Source organism: Methylovorus mays, from assembly GCF_020531915.1.
In the GTDB taxonomy this organism is placed as follows: Bacteria; Pseudomonadota; Gammaproteobacteria; order Burkholderiales; family Methylophilaceae; genus Methylovorus; species Methylovorus mays.
The window spans coordinates 233,855-251,308 of sequence record NZ_JAJAVG010000008.1 but is presented as its reverse complement, the minus strand read 5'-3'; the positions used below and the strand labels follow the sequence as shown (position 1 = coordinate 251,308).

At 58.2% G+C, this 17,454-nt stretch carries 18 protein-coding genes; 10 read left to right on the top strand and 8 right to left on the bottom strand.

From position 1 onward, the window contains the following. Nucleotides 1-47: 47 nt before the first annotated feature. Nucleotides 48-1,082 carry a dihydroorotase gene (pyrC, locus tag LG203_RS11610; protein WP_230345914.1) on the top strand — a complete coding sequence of 345 codons (1,035 nt, stop codon included), beginning with the start codon at nucleotides 48-50 and terminating at the stop codon, nucleotides 1,080-1,082. A gap of 41 nt (nucleotides 1,083-1,123) precedes the next feature. Here pyrC and LG203_RS11605 read toward each other — a convergent pair whose 3' ends face one another. From LG203_RS11605 to LG203_RS11595, 3 genes are read right to left on the bottom strand one after another with little or no spacing between them, the layout of a single operon-like run. Continuing rightward, nucleotides 1,124-3,472 (bottom strand): bifunctional diguanylate cyclase/phosphodiesterase, encoded by a 2,349-nt coding sequence (locus tag LG203_RS11605; protein WP_230345913.1) that lies wholly within the window; start codon nucleotides 3,470-3,472, stop codon nucleotides 1,124-1,126. Between the two features lie 14 nt (nucleotides 3,473-3,486). Beyond that, on the bottom strand, nucleotides 3,487-4,116 hold the full coding sequence (locus tag LG203_RS11600) for a methylamine utilization protein (RefSeq protein ID WP_230345912.1): 630 nt from the start codon (nucleotides 4,114-4,116) through the stop codon (nucleotides 3,487-3,489). Nucleotides 4,117-4,134: 18 nt separating this feature from the next. Then, the gene (locus LG203_RS11595) at nucleotides 4,135-4,572 is read right to left on the bottom strand and encodes a group I truncated hemoglobin (protein ID WP_230345911.1); all 438 of its coding nucleotides are present in this window, start codon (nucleotides 4,570-4,572) and stop codon (nucleotides 4,135-4,137) included. A 187-nt stretch (nucleotides 4,573-4,759) separates the two neighbouring features. Between LG203_RS11595 and LG203_RS11590 the strand changes: the two genes are divergently transcribed. Next, the gene (locus LG203_RS11590; protein ID WP_230345910.1) at nucleotides 4,760-5,599 is read left to right on the top strand and encodes a DUF3034 family protein; all 840 of its coding nucleotides are present in this window, start codon (nucleotides 4,760-4,762) and stop codon (nucleotides 5,597-5,599) included. 13 nt (nucleotides 5,600-5,612) lie between these two features. On the opposite strand, the gene LG203_RS11585 is transcribed toward LG203_RS11590, so the two are convergent. Then, nucleotides 5,613-6,668 carry an aldo/keto reductase gene (locus LG203_RS11585; protein WP_230345909.1) on the bottom strand — a complete coding sequence of 352 codons (1,056 nt, stop codon included), beginning with the start codon at nucleotides 6,666-6,668 and terminating at the stop codon, nucleotides 5,613-5,615. A gap of 137 nt (nucleotides 6,669-6,805) precedes the next feature. Between LG203_RS11585 and LG203_RS11580 the strand changes: the two genes are divergently transcribed. After that, nucleotides 6,806-7,534 (top strand): proteasome-type protease, encoded by a 729-nt coding sequence (locus tag LG203_RS11580; RefSeq protein ID WP_230345908.1) that lies wholly within the window; start codon nucleotides 6,806-6,808, stop codon nucleotides 7,532-7,534. Nucleotides 7,535-7,541: 7 nt separating this feature from the next. Here the strand turns inward: LG203_RS11580 and LG203_RS11575 are convergent, their stop codons facing one another. Together LG203_RS11575 and LG203_RS11570 are read right to left on the bottom strand one after the other, a co-directional pair. Further along, complete coding sequence (locus tag LG203_RS11575) at nucleotides 7,542-8,198, bottom strand: 2'-5' RNA ligase family protein (protein WP_230345907.1); 657 nt, start codon at nucleotides 8,196-8,198, stop codon at nucleotides 7,542-7,544. 123 nt (nucleotides 8,199-8,321) lie between these two features. After that, complete coding sequence (locus LG203_RS11570) at nucleotides 8,322-8,732, bottom strand: SRPBCC family protein (RefSeq protein ID WP_230345906.1); 411 nt, start codon at nucleotides 8,730-8,732, stop codon at nucleotides 8,322-8,324. Nucleotides 8,733-8,847: 115 nt separating this feature from the next. Here LG203_RS11570 and LG203_RS11565 point away from each other — a divergent pair, with 115 nt between their 5' ends. Then, the gene (locus LG203_RS11565; protein ID WP_230345905.1) at nucleotides 8,848-10,806 is read left to right on the top strand and encodes an ATP-dependent DNA helicase; all 1,959 of its coding nucleotides are present in this window, start codon (nucleotides 8,848-8,850) and stop codon (nucleotides 10,804-10,806) included. Nucleotides 10,807-10,814: 8 nt separating this feature from the next. Here LG203_RS11565 and LG203_RS11560 read toward each other — a convergent pair whose 3' ends face one another. Beyond that, nucleotides 10,815-11,747 (bottom strand): LysR family transcriptional regulator, encoded by a 933-nt coding sequence (locus LG203_RS11560; protein ID WP_230345904.1) that lies wholly within the window; start codon nucleotides 11,745-11,747, stop codon nucleotides 10,815-10,817. 136 nt (nucleotides 11,748-11,883) lie between these two features. Here LG203_RS11560 and LG203_RS11555 point away from each other — a divergent pair, with 136 nt between their 5' ends. The 6 genes from LG203_RS11555 to groL all read left to right on the top strand — a co-directional run bounded on the left by LG203_RS11555 (nucleotide 11,884) and on the right by groL (nucleotide 16,465). Then, on the top strand, nucleotides 11,884-12,150 hold the full coding sequence (locus tag LG203_RS11555; RefSeq protein WP_230345903.1) for a DUF2798 domain-containing protein: 267 nt from the start codon (nucleotides 11,884-11,886) through the stop codon (nucleotides 12,148-12,150). 72 nt (nucleotides 12,151-12,222) lie between these two features. Further along, on the top strand, nucleotides 12,223-13,137 hold the full coding sequence (locus LG203_RS11550; RefSeq protein WP_230345902.1) for an NAD(P)-dependent oxidoreductase: 915 nt from the start codon (nucleotides 12,223-12,225) through the stop codon (nucleotides 13,135-13,137). 15 nt (nucleotides 13,138-13,152) lie between these two features. After that, nucleotides 13,153-13,518 carry a YidH family protein gene (locus LG203_RS11545; RefSeq protein WP_230345901.1) on the top strand — a complete coding sequence of 122 codons (366 nt, stop codon included), beginning with the start codon at nucleotides 13,153-13,155 and terminating at the stop codon, nucleotides 13,516-13,518. A 146-nt stretch (nucleotides 13,519-13,664) separates the two neighbouring features. After that, a complete protein-coding gene (locus LG203_RS11540) occupies nucleotides 13,665-14,294 on the top strand; it encodes a diguanylate cyclase (protein WP_230345900.1) in 630 nt (209 codons plus the stop codon). 182 nt (nucleotides 14,295-14,476) lie between these two features. After that, the gene (gene groES / locus LG203_RS11535; protein WP_230345899.1) at nucleotides 14,477-14,794 is read left to right on the top strand and encodes a co-chaperone GroES; all 318 of its coding nucleotides are present in this window, start codon (nucleotides 14,477-14,479) and stop codon (nucleotides 14,792-14,794) included. A 48-nt stretch (nucleotides 14,795-14,842) separates the two neighbouring features. Next, on the top strand, nucleotides 14,843-16,465 hold the full coding sequence (groL, locus tag LG203_RS11530; RefSeq protein ID WP_230345898.1) for a chaperonin GroEL: 1,623 nt from the start codon (nucleotides 14,843-14,845) through the stop codon (nucleotides 16,463-16,465). 101 nt (nucleotides 16,466-16,566) lie between these two features. Here the strand turns inward: groL and LG203_RS11525 are convergent, their stop codons facing one another. Then, entirely contained in the window at nucleotides 16,567-17,454 is an 888-nt protein-coding gene (locus LG203_RS11525) for a DMT family transporter (protein ID WP_230345897.1), read from the bottom strand.

The following is a 17,454-nucleotide window of genomic DNA, read 5'->3' as shown; positions in this document are numbered from 1 at the left end:
TGAAGTTGAATTATTTCGTTGAATTTTAAAGATAGTGGAAGCCTGACATGACCTCCTCCCTCACCATTACCCGCCCGGACGACTGGCATTTGCATTTGCGCGATGGCGCTGCCCTGCAGGCGGTCTTGCCCGACACGGCGCGTCGCTTTGGCCGTGCCATCGTCATGCCCAACCTGCGCCCGCCGGTGACCACCACCGAGCTGGCACAGGCCTATCGCCAGCGCATTCTGGCCGCCTTGCAACCTGGGGATCGCTTTGAACCCCTGATGACCTTGTATCTCACCGACAAAACCTCCGCCGAAGAAATCCGCCTCGCCAAGGCCAGTGGCATCGTGCATGGCGTCAAACTGTATCCCGCTGGTGCGACCACCAATTCTGACTCCGGCGTGACCAACCTCGGCCACTGTGTGCCTGCGCTGGAAGCCATGCAGGAGCTGGGCCTGCCGCTGCTGGTGCACGCCGAGGTGACCGATGCCGATGTGGATGTGTTTGACCGCGAGAAGGTGTTCATCGAGCGCAATATGCGCCCGCTGCTGCAGCGCTTTCCTGCATTGCGGGTGGTGTTTGAACACATCACCACACGGGAAGCCGCGCAGTTCGTGGCGGAGTCGCCGGACAATATCGCAGCCACCATCACCGCCCACCATTTGTTGATGAATCGCAATGCCATGTTCAGCGGCGGCATGCGGCCACATCATTATTGCCTGCCCGTCCTCAAGCGCGAGGAGCACCGGCTGGCGCTAGTTGCGGCGGCAACATCGGGTTCGCCCAAGTTTTTCCTGGGGACAGATAGTGCGCCGCATCCACAATCTGCCAAAGAGTCTGCCTGTGGCTGCGCGGGCATGTACACCTCGCATGCGGGCATTGAGCTGTATGCCGAAGCCTTTGAAGAGGCGGGGGCGTTGAATCGCCTGGAAGGATTTGCCAGTTTTTATGGGGCAGATTTTTATGGCCTGCCGCGCAATACCGACACGGTGACTCTGGTTAAGGAAAGCTGGCAAGTGCCAGACGACTTGCCCATGGGCCAGGAGCGACTGGTGCCGTTACGTGCAGGGCAAAGCATAGGCTGGCGTTTGCTTTAGCCAGCTTGACAGCTACCAAGGGCGACCAAACCCAGACCGGATCAGGCGGTTTGTAGCTCTTGCGCTTGCCAGCGTTGCAACCATGCCGGAAAGTCCGCTGCCGGCATGGGCTTGCTGATGTGATATCCCTGACCAAAGTCGCAGCCCATGCTGGCTAGCAAATCCCACGCGGCGCGACTTTCAATCCCTTCCGCTACCACCTTGAGATTGAGGTTATGGCCAAGGTCTATGGTCGAGCGGACTATCTTGCGATCGCTTTCGTCTTCTTCCATTTTCAGCACAAACGATTTGTCGATCTTCAGCTCACTCACCGGCAGGCGCTTGAGATAGGCCAGCGATGAATAGCCGGTGCCGAAATCGTCAATCGACAGTTGCAGCCCCATGTCCGCCAGGCGCTCCAGCGTGTGCTGTGCACGTTGTGGATCATCCATCATGCTGCTTTCGGTGATTTCCAGCGTCATGCCCCCGAGTACCAGCCCCGCATCCTGATGCAAGCTCAGAATCTTGTGCGGCAAATCCTGATCAATCAGGTCGCGGGTTGAGAGATTCACCGCAATCGGCGCGTCAATACCGAGTTTGCGCCACGCTACTTCCACCCTGACCGCTTCGGCCAGCACCCAAAGGCTGATAAGCGAAATCAGGCCAGACTGTTCGGCAAATGGAATGAACTGATCGGGGAACATCAGGCCTTTTTGCGGATGCCGCCAGCGGATCAGCGCTTCTACCGCACTGACCTTGCCATTTTGCAGGTCTATCTTGGGTTGCACATATAACGCCAGCTCATTCATGGCAATGGCCTGCCGTAATTCCGAGGCGAGCGATAAATTGCCCTGGCTGCTGATATCAAATGCCGGATCAAACAGCACGGCGCCGGACTGCTTGGCCTTGGCAACATGCATGGCCATCTCGGCATTGCCCAGCAGTTTTTCCTGCGAGCTGGCATGTTCAGGATAACTGGCTACACCAATGCCCATGCTGATATCGACCGACTGGTCGGCGATGCTGATGGGGGTTTCCAGTTTTTGCAGCAGCATATTGGCGACGTGCATGGCGTTTTCCAGGCTGGTTCTCGGCAATAGCAGGGCAAACTCATCCCCGCCCAGCCGCGCCACCAGATCCGACTCTTGACGGATAGAGCTTTGCAGGCGCTGCGCCACGCCTTTCAGCAAGTCATCTGCCGCGGTATGCCCAAGTACCTTGTTGATCTGCTTGAAGTGGTTCAGGTTCATCACCAGCACCGCCAGATGCTCTTGCTGCTCCTGTGCCTGTTGCAGCGCTAGCCCCAGCTCGCGCAGGAACGAAGCGCGATTGGGCAAACCGGTCAGTTCATCCCAGTAAGCCAGACGGGTGATGCTTTGCTCGCGGCTGGCAATCGCATCTACCATGCTGCCAAAGGCGCGGCTGAGCTTGCCAAGCTCATCTTCACGACTGCTGCTGAGGCGTATGGAAAAATTGCCCTCTTCCAGCTTTCTGGCGGTATCGGCCAGCTCGGTAATCGGCTGGCTGATGCGTCGGGAAACATAAAAAATGACAAAGGCGAACACCAGTGCGCCCAGCATGGTGAGCAGCAGCAGGTTGCGCTGCAATGCCAGGTAGGGCGCCGTGGCTTCATCAATTGAGCGCTGCAGGATAGCCACCAGGGATTCGTCTCCATGCTCCATGATGGAGACATAGCGCGTGCCGTACTCGGCATTGCCCATGCTGAGTTCGGTCAGTCGGCTGGTCGAGGCTTTGTCGAGCAGCTTTTCGGTGAGGGACATGCTGAGCGTGGATGCCATGGAGCTCCAGCCGCTGCCATTGGAGCGACTGATGAAGGTGACGTCCAGGTTGCTCAGTTTGTGTAAATTCTGGGCCAGGGTATCGTCAATCTGGAAACCCATGATAATCCAGCCTATGGTCAGGGGTGCTTTTACCGGCACGGCAACCAGCTGATAAGGCTGGTGATTGAAAATGGCGAAGCTTTGCGCATAGCCGTTCTGCTGGCTATCCTGAATCAGCTTGTCGACGATCGGGCTTGCTTCAAGATGGGATATCTTGCCCGAGATAGTGAGGTTGCCTGTGGCCGCGGATTCGAACATGGCAATATCGGCGTCGATGCGGGATTGGTGATTGCTGAGCGCGGAGAGGATGGTTTCGTAATCCATGCTGGCAATCGCCTGCCGGAAGCCGAAATCACTCGCCAGTATCCTGGCGCCCTGGCTCAGGCTGTCCCCGTTTTGCTTGAGCAGATTCAGGAACACCCGTTCGCCAATTTCCAGCTGCTCATTGACGGCGGCACGCGAGTTCTTGTTGATACTGTATTTGATCGCCAGGAACCCCGCGATCTGAATGGCGAGAATGAGCGTGAGGAAGATCACCGCCATGCGGCTTTGTAGGCTTTTGAACTGCATGGAAGGTATCGCGTTTACCGTTTCTGAAGTGCGCTCGTATTGATATCCAGTTTAACGGCAGTTTGTTCGTCGGCTTTAACCCCAAGCGCTTTTTCAAAGAGGGTGTTTTCATTGCTTTGCGCGTAATGCCAGACGGCCAGCGTGTAGGAACCGTTGGGCACATTGCTGATGGTTGCTTTGCCCGTGCTGTCGCTCAAGGCGAAATAAGGCGTGTCGACCACGCGGATGAACGCCAGCATCTGGTCGTGGATGTTGCAGCCCAATACCACTGTGCCCGCTTTGTCGAACACCACTGGCGTGCTGGGGACGCCAGAATACAGCTTCAGCTCAAATGTTTTGGCGGGCGAGAAGGAGTACACGTGATGCTTCACTTTGTCCCGATTGGGGAAGCTTACGCTGGTGCCGGTTTGTACCACGCTGACCAGCGGCAAAAACTGGCGGTTTTTCTGTTCGATGGCTGCCGTGCCCGGAGCCGGCAGGGTGGCTTTGCCGCTCGGTTCTGCCCACACCACAGCATCTGGCAGCGGGGTGCCAGCGGCATCTGTGACGGTGATGGTCAGGTCTGCTGCCCATGTGGTGTATGGGACAAGCAGGCATGCCAGCGTCAGCAGTCTGAGGGAACGATGAAGAAAGGAAGGCTGCATATGGTATGCCTGACAGGGTTAGTGCGCGACGATATCGCGTTTCATGGGCGCCAGTAATTTCAGCAGCTCATTCTTTTCGCGGGTGCCTACATGCTGGTGATCCAGCGCCGTGCGCATGGCGTCCACCATCCGCTCAAATTCGGCATTGGTAATCCTGGCATCTGCATGCGCATTTTCCATGGTTTCGCCTTCGTACTGGCAGCCGCCGCCGGTGAGTGAGCAAAGCTGGCTGACAATGCTTTCTTTCAGCACTGGCAGTTTCACCCCATCGAACGAGCGGCTGGTTTTGGGGTCCTGACTGACCTTGTCTATGGTTTCATCGACGACCGCCGTCAACACCGCATTTCCCCCCAGACGATCATACAGACTGCGCTCGGGTTTGACCGGGCTGCATGCACATACACAGGCGACTAAAAAGATGAGGCTGGCGATAGAGAATGGCTTCATGTTTTGCATTTTATGCCGTAACTGAAATGATGGATTCCGACGGGAACGCTGCCAATGCTGACGGCAGCGCAAGGTCTGATGTGCTGGATTTCCCGTGCGTCATGCCTTTGCATCATAACGAATAATGAATTGTGTCGGATATTGAATAAGTGTGGTGCGTGAAAAAATGATGGCAAGACGATGGAAAAAATGGGGGATGTGCCTACTGCTCGGTCTGGCAATGGCTGGGCAAGTACAGGCGGGTGATCGCCTGCTGGCAACCGGTGGGGTTAGCCAGGTGGAGGGTTCTGGTGGCGGCGGGCTGGTGCCCTGGGCAGTGATTTCAGGCTATAGCACCGACCAGCAGGTCAGTGCGACCGGTTTTTATACCGAAGCCCGCACGCGTGGCGGCTTTGATCTCAACGTGGTCGGTGTCAGCGTGGGCATTGCCAACCGGGTTGAGCTGTCGCTGTCTCAGCAGCATTTTGGCCTGGGCAGTACGGTGCATGGCGAGACCATCCGCATGAATACAGCGGGTATCAAGCTGCGCCTGTTTGGCGATGCGGTGTATGACCAGGATCGCTGGTGGCCGCAGGTGGCGGTGGGCATGCATCTCAAGCACAACGAGGATTTTGAATTCATCCCGGCTGCGCTGGGGGCCAAACATGCCAGCGGGGCGGATTTTTATGTGGCCGCCACCAAGCTATATCTGGACGCTGTGGGGGGGCATAACCTGCTGCTGGGGGCGACCTTGCAGGCGACCAAGGCCAATCAGTTTGGCCTGCTGGGTTTTGGTGGCGATCGCCATGATGATTATCGTGCGCAGTTGGGGGTGTCGGCCGCCGTCATGCTCACCGACCGCACGCTACTGGGGGCCGAGTATCGTAGCAAGCCAAATAATCTCAGCGTCTATCGCGAAGACGACGCCAAGGATATCTTTCTCACCTGGTTTGCCCACCGCAACTTCTCGATTACCGCAGCCTATCTGGATCTGGGCCGCATTGCCGACAAAGACAACCAGACCGGCTGGTACCTGTCCGGCCAGCTCGGCTTCTAGCGCATGTCACCGCTCAAGGCGCCGGATTCATGTAGGTAAGATGCAGCGCTTCGATTTCCTGCAATATCTCCGGGCTTAAGCGGGTTTGCCAGGCGGCAATGTTTTCCTGCAGCTGCGTCATGCTGGTGGCGCCGATGATGGTGCTGCTCACAAACCAGCGCTGATAGACAAACGCCAGTGCCAGCTGCGTGGGTGTCAGGCCATGACGGCGCGCCAATGCGGCGTAAGCGGCGCTGGCCGGGCCGACATTGGGTTTTTTGTAGCGCTGGGCATAGCCCAGAAACATGGTGACCCGGCCCACAGCTTGCGGGTCATCAATATATTTGCCAGTAAGATGGCCAAATGCCAGCGGCGAGTAAGCCAGAAGGCCGATGTTTTCGCGATACAGCACCTCGGTCATGCCGAATTCCATGCCGCGGTTGATCAGGTTGTAGCAGTTTTGCACGGTGGCCACGCGCGGCAGATCGTATTCCCTGGCGATGCGCAGAAACTCCATCAGCCCCCACGGCTGCTCGTTGGATAGCCCGATGTAGCGGATCTTGCCTTCTTTCACCAGCTCGGCCAGGGTTTCCAGCTGATTGCGTATGCTTACCCATTCCTTCTGCTGGCCGTTTTCAAACTCCTGTGCCGGATCAAACTGATATTGACCAAACATCGGCACATTGCGCTCAGGCCAGTGCAGCTGGTAGAGATCGATATAGTCGGTTTGCATGCGTTGCAAGGAGCCCTCAATGGCGGCGCGTATATTGGCGCGATCCAGCGATGGCGGGCCGCCGCGTATCCAGCCCAGGCCACGCCGGGGGCCTGCCACTTTGCCACTCAGAATAATCTTGTCGCGTGGCTGGTGCTTCAGCCAGTTGCCCACCATGGTTTCGGTGCGCGTGTAGGTCTCGGCCTTGGGCGGCACCGGATACATCTCGGCGGTATCAATGAAATTGATGCCCTGGGCAACGGCGTAATCCAGCTGTTGATGCGCCTCGGCTTCGGTGTTCTGGTCGCCAAAGGTCATGGTGCCCAGGCAGATGGGTGAAACGTGCAGGTCGGTATGGGCGAGTGGGCGTAGTTGCATGGGATATGGGCGCGTTGCGTAAAAACCAAAGTGTACGTCAATTTGCGTAGAAAGCCGAAACCGGGCCGGACACGGGTTGTTGCAGGCAGAGCGGGTGAGTATGATGCTATTTCCGTTTAAATCTGCTGATCAATCTCATGACTTATTGCGTAGCCCTGCTGCTGGATGAAGGCCTGGTGTTTGCCTCGGATACCCGTACCAATGCCGGTGTGGACCAGGTGGCCATCTTCCCCAAGATGAACGTATTTGAAGTGCCGGGCGAGCGTGTGATCACCTTGCTGACGGCGGGCAACCTGGCGATCACGCAAGCCGTGGTCAACCGCTTGCGCGAAGCGATCAAGGTGGAGGATATTGCACATTTGAACAATGTCGGCAGCATGTTTGAGGCGGCGCAGCTGGTGGGCGATGTCATGCGTGATGTGTTTGAGCGAGATGCCGAGCACCTGAAAAACCATAACACCGATTTCAATGCCAGCATCTTGCTGGGCGGTCAGATCAAGGGTGAAAAGCCGCGCTTGTTCAATATCTATGCCGCGGGCAACTTTATTGAAACCTGCCGGGAAACGCCGTATTTCCAGATCGGCGAAACCAAGTATGGCAAACCCATCATCGACCGCGTGGTGAAGTACAACAGCGACATGATGGATGCGGTGAAGTGCGTGCTGATCTCCTTTGACTCCACCATCCGCAGCAACATCTCGGTAGCGGCCCCTATCGATCTCATGCTGTATCGCACCGATAGCCTCAGCGCCAATTGCCGTCAGCGCATCGAGGAAAAAGACCCGTATTACGCCACGATCCGCCAAGGCTGGTCCGACGGCCTTAAAACCGTATTCAGCGGCTTGCCCAGTCCTGACTGGTGCTAGTACTCGCTTACGCGCCGCCTGGCATGCGCCAGGGCAGGTAGCGTGACTGCAACACCTGCAGGCTGCCATCTTCCAGCGAGTAGCGACACACTGGAAGCAGGCGGCCTGCAATCTCGGCGCTGGCATACACGGCCAGCGTGATCTCGTTTATTTCCAGTGATATTTCCGGCAGTGCCAGGGCGGCAAGTTTCTGCTGCACGTCGATCATGGCGAGGCGCTGACGGTAAAACCCCGCCGTGATGTGCGGTACATAGGGCTGTGTTTCGGTGGCTCTTAGCGCGGTACGCATGGTGTGCAAGGGTTCGATGTCGCCTTTCAGTCCGAGATAGGCGGCGGTGGTAAAGCTACCCGCGAAGCTGGTGCTTATTTGCAACGATGTGGGCAATGAGGCTTGCAGGCAGGCGATATCCCGCTGAAAGTCAGCCTCGGTGTAGCTGTGCGCATCCCTGGCATGGGCTTGCGGAAAGCCGCACACTGCCAGCGTGATGTGCGGCTGGCGCCGATAATCCGGCAGCAGCCAGTCGCCCAAGTGGCGGCGCATCGCGCTGATATGGGCGCGCATCTCTGCCGTATCCGCTTCTACTATCCATACCGCATAAAACGGTCGGCCCAGATGCCAGCGTACAAAGTTATCAGCGCGGCAGGCGATGGTGTGCGAGGCCATCTCCTGCAAGCAAGGTGTACGGTTTATGTCTGCGGCGGGTGAACTCAAGATGATGGCGGTGTCTGATGGCATGCGAAGGGTGGGGGTGGCTGGCGTGGGTTCAGGTCTTGATTCCGGTCGGCCTCAAGCCGCGTGGGCTTCGAGCAGGCTTTTCAGGTTGGCGAGGTCGCGTAGCACCCAGGCCTCGTCTTCGGCAAATTGTTCATCACTGATGCCGGGCTGGCGAAACAGAGTGAACATCAGCTCGGCGGCATTGCCGTTGGCAATCACCCGCATGGGGATGTAGATCTCGTTATCGTCATCCGGATAAACCCAGTGGTCGAGCACGCCATGGTCATTCGGTTCGCAAAAACGGATGCGTATCGGGCCTTCTGGTCCGTCCGCCACCCAGGCATCCTGCACCCGGCGGATGCCACGGCCCAGCCCGGTGGCCCAAGCCGAAAGATTCTCCGGTTGGGCTGCAAAGCGGTAGACCTCTTGCCATGGCCGCTGGATCACGATGCTGATAATGCAGGAAAGCGTGGCTGTGCTCATGAGAAAACCCTTGGGGTTGATGAGGACGGATCAATATAATACTACCTTGGGCCAGCCGCCCGTTTGGGCGATTGCACCTGATTTTATGAGCACCTCTTTTTTCTGAAAGTTCGGCTTGAGCGATCTGGATTCTGTTTTTTCCCTGGAAGGTCCGCTGGCTGCCAGCATTCCCGGCTACCGCACCCGGGTGCAGCAGCTCGAAATGGCCAAGGCCATTGAAGAAGCCATCAAGCAGGGTCGCCAGCTGGTGGCCGAAGCGGGGACGGGGACTGGCAAAACCTTTGCCTATCTGGTGCCCGCCTTGCTCTCCGGCGGCAAGGTCATTGTGTCGACTGGCACCAAAACCCTGCAGGATCAGCTGTTCAATCGCGATCTCCCTGCCGTGCGCGATGCACTCAAGGTGCCCGTGACCGTGGCCATGCTCAAGGGCCGCGCCAATTATGTTTGCCACTTCCACCTCGAACGCGCCATGAACGAGGGGCGATTTATCTCGCGGGAAGATGCCAATTACGTGCACAAGATTCGCGCCTTTGCCGACAACAGCTCCACCGGCGACAAAAGCGAGCTGACCGATGTGCCGGAAAACGCCACCATCTGGCCCGCCGTCACCTCCACCCGCGATAATTGCATGGGGCAGGAGTGCGCGTTTTACAAGGAATGCTTTGTCATGGAAGCGCGCAAGCGCGCGCTGGCTGCCGATGTGGTGGTGGTTAACCATCACCTGTTTTTTGCCGATGTGATGCTGCGCGATGAAGGCGTGGCCGAGCTGTTGCCCAGCGCCAATACCGTGATTTTTGACGAGGCGCACCAGCTGCCGGAAGTCGCCGGGCTGTTTTTTGGCGAGGATGTCTCCACCAGTCAGCTGATGGAGCTGGCACGCGATGCCCATGCCGAATACATCACCACCGCCAAGGATTGCACCGCCTTGCCCGAAGCCACCGCTGCGCTGGAAAAAGCCGTGCGCGATTTTCGGCTGGTCTTCAGTTTTGAAGGCAGCCGCATGCCCGTGCAAAAAGCCCAGGCGCTTAAAAATTTTGAGTCGGCCTACGCCACCATGCAGGAAAAACTCAATGTGCTGGCGCAGGTGCTGGAAAGCCAGGCGGAGCGCGACCCCGCCATTGAAAATTGCTGGCAGCGCGGTCTGGCCCTGCAGCAAAAACTGCAAGCCTGGCAAAAAGCCGACAACGCCAACCTCGTGCGCTGGGTCGAAGTCTTCAGCCAATCGGTGCAGCTGCATGCCACACCGCTTTCCGTGGCCGAAGGCTTTGGCAAGCAGCTGAACGCCCAGCCGCGCGCCTGGATATTCACTTCCGCCACGCTCGCCGTCAAAAGCGATTTCAGCCACTACCTTGGGCAAATGGGCCTGCAAGAAGCCACCACCGGCTACTGGAACAGCCCATTTGATTACGGCCAGCAAGCCCTGCTCTATGTGCCCAATGGCATGCCGGAGCCCAACAGCCCCGGCTACAGCGCCGCCGTTGCGGCCGCCGCCTTGCCGGTGATCCGCGCCAGCCGGGGCCGCGCATTCGTGCTGAGCACCAGCCTGCGGGCCATGCGTGAAATCCACGCCCTGCTCAAGGATGCTTTCTCAAGCGAAGGCATGGAATACCCGCTGCTGATGCAAGGCGAGAGCGCCCGTACAGAACTCTTGGACCGCTTTCGCGCCCTGGGCAACGCCGTGCTGGTGGGCTCGCAAAGTTTCTGGGAAGGCGTGGATGTGCGCGGCGAAGCCCTGAGCGCCGTCATTATCGACAAGCTGCCCTTCGCCCCGCCTGATGATCCGGTGCTCGCTGCGCGCATCGACAAAATGAACGCCGAAGGCCGCAATGCCTTTATGGAATACCAGCTGCCGTATTCCGTGATCACCCTCAAGCAGGGCGCCGGCCGCCTGATTCGCGACGAAGCCGACCGCGGCGTGCTGATGATCTGCGACCCCAGGCTGATCGCCAAACACTACGGCCGTCGCATCTGGCAAAGCCTGCCGCCCTTCAAGCGCACGCGGGACATTGCCGAAGTAGAGGCGTTTTTTGAGCAAGCCGCAGACGATGCGCTCGCAGAGGCTGGCAAGGCCTGACCTTAGGGTTAGGCCATCTTCCACTCCTCCGGCATCACCTCCACCAGATAATCCACAAACACCCGCAGCTTGTGGGTCATGGCGTGCTTGTCCTGATAGCTGACATAAAAATCCAGCGGTTCAATATCGGCGGTCACGGCGCCTTTGCTGGTTTCATGTCCGGTAAACAGGGCTTCGAGTTGGCCGCTGTCAATCAGCGGTTGGGCGACGAAGGCGCCCAGGCGGGCGATGCCAGCACCGCCGACGGCGAGGCGGGCCAGGGCGTCGATGTCATTGCTGTTGACGGTGGGAGTGATGTCCGGCTCGAAGCGCAAACCATCACGCAGAAAGCCCCAGCCCAGCATGCGCCCGCTGGCGGGCACGCGAAACATCAGGCAGGCGTGGTGCGATAACTCCTCCGGCTGGGTGGGGCGTCCGGCGCGGTCGAGGTAGTCTGGCGATGCGCAAAACAGGATGGGCACGCGGGCAATGTGGCGCGCGATCATGCCGGGCTCCAGTTGCTGCTTGAAGCGGATGCTGATGTCGATGTTTTCGGTGATGTGGTCGATGGCGTTGTCGGTGGTGATGAGTTCGACTGAGATGCGCGGATAGCGGCGCATGAAAGGCGGGATCAGGTCGGCAATGACATTGCGGCCAAAGGCGGCCGAGCAGGCGATGCGCAGGCGGCCTTGCGGTTCTCCCTGGAATTCGGTGATGCTGGATTTGGCAAGCTCCAGGTCGCGCAGGATATCTTTCACGGCGTGGTAGTAAAGCTGTCCGGCGTCGGTCAGTGCCATGCTGCGGGTGGAACGGCTGAGCAGGCGTATGCCCAGGGTGGTTTCCAACCGCTGAATGTTCTGGCTGGCCGCCGCTGCGGTAATGCCTATCTGGCGGGCGCCGGCGGCAATGCTGCCGTGCTCCACGGCACGGACAAAGCTTTCTATGCTGCGCAGGGTATCCATAATCTATTGGCTGCGAATATTGATGTGATTCGATAGTTTATCTTGTGAATGTAACAAGCTCCAGACCTCTATTGCGGCAGGGAGGGTTTGCGTTAAAGTCTCGTCAACGTTCTGCATTACTTGAAAGGAAACCATCATGCAAACTACTGAATTAAAAGCACCACGCCTGCCTAAAATTCCAGCGCGTTATACCCCCGTGGCATTTGCCTTTTACATGGCCGGCATCATGGCCCTGCTGATGTCTTTCGTTATCGTGGCGATCAATGGTGGCATTGGCCATCACTATATTGCCAGTGTGTTTCATGCGTACTCGATGGCAATGCCGGTGGCCTTCTGCTGTGTGCTGATGGTGCGTCCGGTGGTGGTCAAGCTGGTAGCGCTGACGGTAGCTCCGCCTGCCTGAGAATATCGGGTGTGACGTTTGCACAGAACCATGGTCAGACACGCCATGGGATTAACATGAAGGAATGATGAGATGAATGCAACAAGCAATAATCTGGTGATCGGTTTCATAGGCTTGGGAGCCATGGGCGAAGGCATGGTGGCCAATCTGCTGGCCGCAGGCCATGCGGTGCGCGTGTATAACCGCAGCGCGGAAAAAGCCGCCGCCTCGGTCGCCAAGGGGGCCGTGCTGAGCGATACGCCTTTTGCCGCCGCGCAGGATGCGGATATCGTGATTACCATGCTATCCAACGATGCCGTGCTGGAATCGGTTACCCTGGCTGAAAACGGTGTGCTGGCTGCGCTGAAACCAGGTGCGGTGCATTTGTCCATGAGTACGGTTTCGCCCGAGACCTCGCGCAAGCTTGCCGCGCTGCATGCGGACAAAGGCGCGCAGTTGCTGGCGGCGCCGGTCTTTGGTCGGCCAGACATGGCGGCCGCCAAAAAATTGTGGATCTGCGTGTCGGGCCATGCGCCGTCGATAGCCATTGCCCGCCCGGTGCTGGAAGCCATGAGCCAGGGCATCTTTGAATTTGGCGATGACCCGGGTGCCGCCAATGTGGTGAAGCTCAGCGGCAATTTCATGATTGCCTCCTGTGTGGAAACCATGGCCGAAGTCGCCACCCTGGCTGAGAAAAATGGCATCAAGCCTGAAGCGGTACTGGGCATGCTGACCAGCACCATCTTCGCCTGCCCCATGTACCAGCGCTATGGTGAACTGATACTGAAACAGGACTATGCGCCTGGCTTCAAGCTCTCACTGGGTTTCAAGGATATGAACCTGATTCAGAAGGTGGCGCTGGAGAGCGCGACGCCGATGCCGTTTCTTGGTATTGTGCAGCAACGCTACCTGAGTGCCATGGCCGAAGGGCGTGAAGGCCAGGATTGGAGCGCGATTGCGCTAAATGCCCGGCATGATGCAGGCCTGCCGGTGCAGCGCCAGTTCTGAATTCAAGAGGCGACTATGTCTGATCCACGTGTGTTTTTTGCCGCTGAGCGTACCTTGCTCGCCTGGGTGCGTTCCGGCGTGACCATCATGGCGCTGGGCTTTGTGGTGGCCAAATTTGGTTTGTTTCTCACCCTGATGAGTGCGGCTTCGGGCGCTACACACCTGGTGCATCATCATGCCTGGACAGATACCCTGGGCGTGATGCTGGTGGCGGCGGGAGCCGTGGTGATTCTTGGAGCCCAGTACAACCATTATCTGTACGTACGCACCTTGCCGGAACATGATGTGCCCAACATGGCGCTACCCTGGATGACGGTGGCCCTTTCACTGTCGGTGGTGCTGTGTGGCGTGCTGCTGGCGATCTATCTCGCGCTGGGCTAAGTAATGCCTGCGCGTGCTTGCGGCACTAAGCATGCGCATTTGTCTGCCATGTCAGACTGACATTTTATGACGCTGGCCGCTTGCGGCTGGTATCCAATTTGCTAGATTGTTTATTGTGAAGCGCTTGTACTATGGAGGCTACGACGATGGATATCCTGCAAGTGGTAAATGCACAAATGAACGCCCTTGGCATGCCCTTATATGCCGTCACCCTGACTGCCGTTCCCCGAGCGGATACTCCCCTGCTACTCATGCTGCACTGGCATGGCTTTCGCCGTGAAGAGGTGGAAGGCCTGCCTTCACGCTTTGCGCCGCTTTATGCCGTGCCCGGCTCGGCGCTGCAACTCAATGAACGCTGGAACCGCATGGAAATGCTGGACGAAGCCATGCTGGATGCCGGCTGGAAACTCGGTGCCTGGGATGTGGTGCGCGATGCACGTCGCGGCTGCAACTGGATAGGTGCCAGCGAGCAGGAGGCGCTGGAATGCCGACAGGCGTTTGGCGATTACTCGCCGCTGGGCGATCAGGAAGACCACTTGCTGGTGGAAGCCCCTGACCGCCTGGAGATGATGCATCTGGCCGCTGCCGTTGGTTATGTGCGCTGGATGTTTCGCCCGGTGAAAGACAGCATCTGGCGCCAGACCGCCGAGGACGACACGCTGGATGAGGTTGGCGGGCGCAATACGCCATGCCCGGTCAACCCGATTACCTACACCTCCAAAAACCTGCATGTGGCTTATCGCCTTGGCCGCGTAGAGCGCATCATTCTGCCCTGAAACCCTTGCGGTGACTGGCTCTGGGAGGTGGCTGAAATTTTTTCTAAGCTACCTCTTGAAATCCTTTTTCCCCACCCATATCAAAAAAACTGTCAGCTTAGGCGGCGCTTGTCCTCATGTCAGGCTCCGCCCTGGGCTGAACCTAATGTTGACTAACGTTGATATCGCTAAGGAGATTAGAAATGAGCATTCGTCCCCTTTATGACAGGGTCGTCGTCAAGCGAATTGAAGCGCAACGTACGACCGCTTCCGGCATCGTGATTCCGGATACGGCATCCGAAAAACCCGAGCAGGGCGAGGTGATTGCCACTGGCAACGGCCGCCGTCTGCAAGATGGCACCCAAGTGCCGCTGGAAGTGAAGATTGGTGACCAGGTGCTGTTTGGCAAATATGCCGGGCAGACCGTCAAGCTGAATGGCGAGGAACTGCTGGTGCTGCGCGAGGAAGATATTCTCGGCGTGGTCGAGTCCAGTGATGCCAAGCTCAAAAAAGTGGCTTGATCCTCATTGTTAACCGTTTAATTCTGGATATATCAGGAGAACATCAAGATGGCTGCAAAAGAAGTCAAATTTCATGACCACGCACGTACGCGCATCGTCCAGGGCGTCAATGTACTGGCCGATGCCGTGAAAGTGACTTTGGGCCCCAAGGGCCGTAACGTGCTGATCGAGCGCAGTTTTGGCGCTCCGGTCATTACCAAGGATGGCGTATCGGTCGCCAAGGAAATCGAACTGCAGGACAAGTTTGAAAACATGGGTGCCCAGATGGTGAAGCAGGTGGCGTCCAAGACGGCGGACATCGCTGGCGATGGCACCACCACCGCCACCGTGCTGGCCCAGGCCATTGTGCAGGAAGGCATGAAGCACGTGGTCGCCGGGGTGAACCCCATGGACCTCAAGCGTGGCATTGATAAAGCCGTGAATACCGTGGTGGATGAGCTGCACAAGCTGTCCAAGCCGATTACCACCAACAAGGAAATTGCCCAGGTCGGTTCCATTTCCGCCAACTCCGACCATGCCATTGGCAAGATCATCGCCGATGCCATGGAAAAAGTCGGCAAGGAAGGCGTGATCACCGTTGAAGATGGCAAGTCGCTGGAAAACGAGCTGGATGTGGTGGAAGGCATGCAGTTCGACCGCGGCTATCTCAGCCCTTACTTCATCAATAATCCGGAAAAGCAGACCGTCGAGTTTGATGATCCGCTGATCCTGCTTTACGACAAGAAGATCAGCAGCATCCGCGATCTTCTGCCCACTCTGGAAAACGTGGCGAAAGCCGGCAAGCCTTTGCTGATCATCGCCGAAGACCTCGAAGGCGAAGCGCTGGCAACGCTGGTGGTGAACAGCATGCGTGGCATTCTTAAGGTGGCGGCGGTCAAGGCGCCTGGATTTGGCGATAGGCGCAAAGCCATGCTGGAAGACATTGCTATCCTGACTGGTGCTACCGTGATCTCGGAAGAAACCGGCAAGCAGCTGGAAAAAGCCACGCTGGAAGACCTGGGCCGCGCCAAGCGCGTGGAAGTGCAAAAAGAAAACACCATCATCATTGACGGCGCTGGCGAGCAAAAAGCCATCGAAGCCCGCGTCAAGGCGATCCAGGCCCAGATCGAGGAAAGCAGTTCCGACTATGACCGCGAAAAACTGCAGGAGCGTGTTGCCAAGCTGTCTGGCGGTGTTGCAGTGATCAAGGTCGGCGCCGCCACCGAAGTGGAGATGAAGGAGAAGAAAGACCGCGTGGACGATGCCCTGCATGCCACCCGCGCGGCGGTGGAAGAAGGCATCGTGCCTGGCGGTGGTGTGGCGCTGTTGCGTGCCCGCAGCCGCATTGCGGACCTCAAGGGCGACAACGCCGATCAGGATGCTGGTATCCGTATCGTGCTGCGTGCGATTGAAGCGCCGCTGCGCGCGATTGCGGCCAATGCCGGGGATGAGCCTTCGGTGGTCATCAACAAGGTGCTGGCTGGCTCTGGCAACTTTGGCTACAACGCCGCCACCGGTGAGTATGCCGATCTGGTGGAAACCGGCGTGGTAGACCCCACCAAGGTTACCCGCACCGCGCTGCAAAATGCGGCCTCGGTGGCCAGCCTGATCCTCACCACGGATGCCTCGATTGCCGAGTTGCCCAAGGAGGATAAGGCTGCCGTACCTGCCATGCCGGACATGGGCTACTAAGCCTGGCCGGAGGCAACATCCTGTTCCGGCGCTCATGTCGGCAGGATGAAAAAAGCCCTTCCAGTCTTTGCTGGAAGGGCTTTTTTTATGGGGTGTTCAGCTCAGGTTGCGGGTGTAGTGTCAACGGTGGGCTGCGGACGCGGCCAGCTGGCAAAACTGACGGCACCAATCACCAGGGCCGCCCCGGTCAGTTGTATCGTCGTGGGCGGCACGCCTTCCATCGCCGCAATCACCATGGAGGTGACCGGCACCAGATTCAGGAAGATGGCGGCCCGACCCGCGCCCAGCCGACGAATCCCCGCGTTCCAGCACAAGTAAGCCAGTACGCCGCCGCCTATGGTCATGATCAGCAGCGCCGTGGCCGCGTGCTGGCCAGGCATGACGAAGTGCTCGCCCGAGAGCAGCGCCACTAAGGTCAGCGCCAGGGCGCCCACGGTCATGATGGCGGCGGTGCTGGCGATGCCGCTGGTGTCGGTCGGCATCATTTTTTTGACGCAGACGTTATAGGCGGCCCAGCTCAGGCTGGCGAGGAAAATCAGAATGTCGCCGTGCGATATTTCCAGATGCGCCCCTGCGCCAAGCACCACAATCGCCACGCCGAGCAAGCCGATAGGGAATGCCAGCCATTGGCGCATGTGCAGGCGCTCGCCTATGGTGGCCCAGGCAATGAGCGCGGTCAGCAATGGATTCAGCGCCATGATGAGGGCGCCATTGACCGCTGAAGTGCTTTGCATGCCGAGGAAAAACAGGAGGTTGAAGCCGAATACGCCTACCAGCCCCAGCACCACGTAGGCACGGGCATGACGTAGCGGAACATGTTCGCCCCGGATATAGGTCAGCGTCAGCATGATGAGCGCGGCCAGCAGGTAGCGCGTGGCGCCGGCCACGACTGGCGGCATTTCGGCCACCACGGGAATGGCCAGATTGAAGTTGGCGCCCCATTGGATGGCGGCGAATAAGACACAGAAGTAGGTAAAAGCAAGACTCAA

Bases quoted from the DNA above. Each gene is read 5' to 3' on its own strand.
- pyrC (WP_230345914.1), top strand. From the start codon at position 48: ATGACCTCCTCCCTCACCATTACCCGCCCGGACGACTGGCATTTGCAT.
- LG203_RS11605 (WP_230345913.1), bottom strand. From the start codon at position 3,472: ATGCAGTTCAAAAGCCTACAAAGCCGCATGGCGGTGATCTTCCTCACG.
- LG203_RS11600 (WP_230345912.1), bottom strand. From the start codon at position 4,116: ATGCAGCCTTCCTTTCTTCATCGTTCCCTCAGACTGCTGACGCTGGCA.
- LG203_RS11595 (WP_230345911.1), bottom strand. From the start codon at position 4,572: ATGCAAAACATGAAGCCATTCTCTATCGCCAGCCTCATCTTTTTAGTC.
- LG203_RS11590 (WP_230345910.1), top strand. From the start codon at position 4,760: ATGTGCCTACTGCTCGGTCTGGCAATGGCTGGGCAAGTACAGGCGGGT.
- LG203_RS11585 (WP_230345909.1), bottom strand. From the start codon at position 6,668: ATGCAACTACGCCCACTCGCCCATACCGACCTGCACGTTTCACCCATC.
- LG203_RS11580 (WP_230345908.1), top strand. From the start codon at position 6,806: ATGACTTATTGCGTAGCCCTGCTGCTGGATGAAGGCCTGGTGTTTGCC.
- LG203_RS11575 (WP_230345907.1), bottom strand. From the start codon at position 8,198: ATGGCCTCGCACACCATCGCCTGCCGCGCTGATAACTTTGTACGCTGG.
- LG203_RS11570 (WP_230345906.1), bottom strand. From the start codon at position 8,732: ATGAGCACAGCCACGCTTTCCTGCATTATCAGCATCGTGATCCAGCGG.
- LG203_RS11560 (WP_230345904.1), bottom strand. From the start codon at position 11,747: ATGGATACCCTGCGCAGCATAGAAAGCTTTGTCCGTGCCGTGGAGCAC.
- LG203_RS11555 (WP_230345903.1), top strand. From the start codon at position 11,884: ATGCAAACTACTGAATTAAAAGCACCACGCCTGCCTAAAATTCCAGCG.
- LG203_RS11550 (WP_230345902.1), top strand. From the start codon at position 12,223: ATGAATGCAACAAGCAATAATCTGGTGATCGGTTTCATAGGCTTGGGA.
- LG203_RS11545 (WP_230345901.1), top strand. From the start codon at position 13,153: ATGTCTGATCCACGTGTGTTTTTTGCCGCTGAGCGTACCTTGCTCGCC.
- LG203_RS11540 (WP_230345900.1), top strand. From the start codon at position 13,665: ATGGATATCCTGCAAGTGGTAAATGCACAAATGAACGCCCTTGGCATG.
- groES (WP_230345899.1), top strand. From the start codon at position 14,477: ATGAGCATTCGTCCCCTTTATGACAGGGTCGTCGTCAAGCGAATTGAA.
- groL (WP_230345898.1), top strand. From the start codon at position 14,843: ATGGCTGCAAAAGAAGTCAAATTTCATGACCACGCACGTACGCGCATC.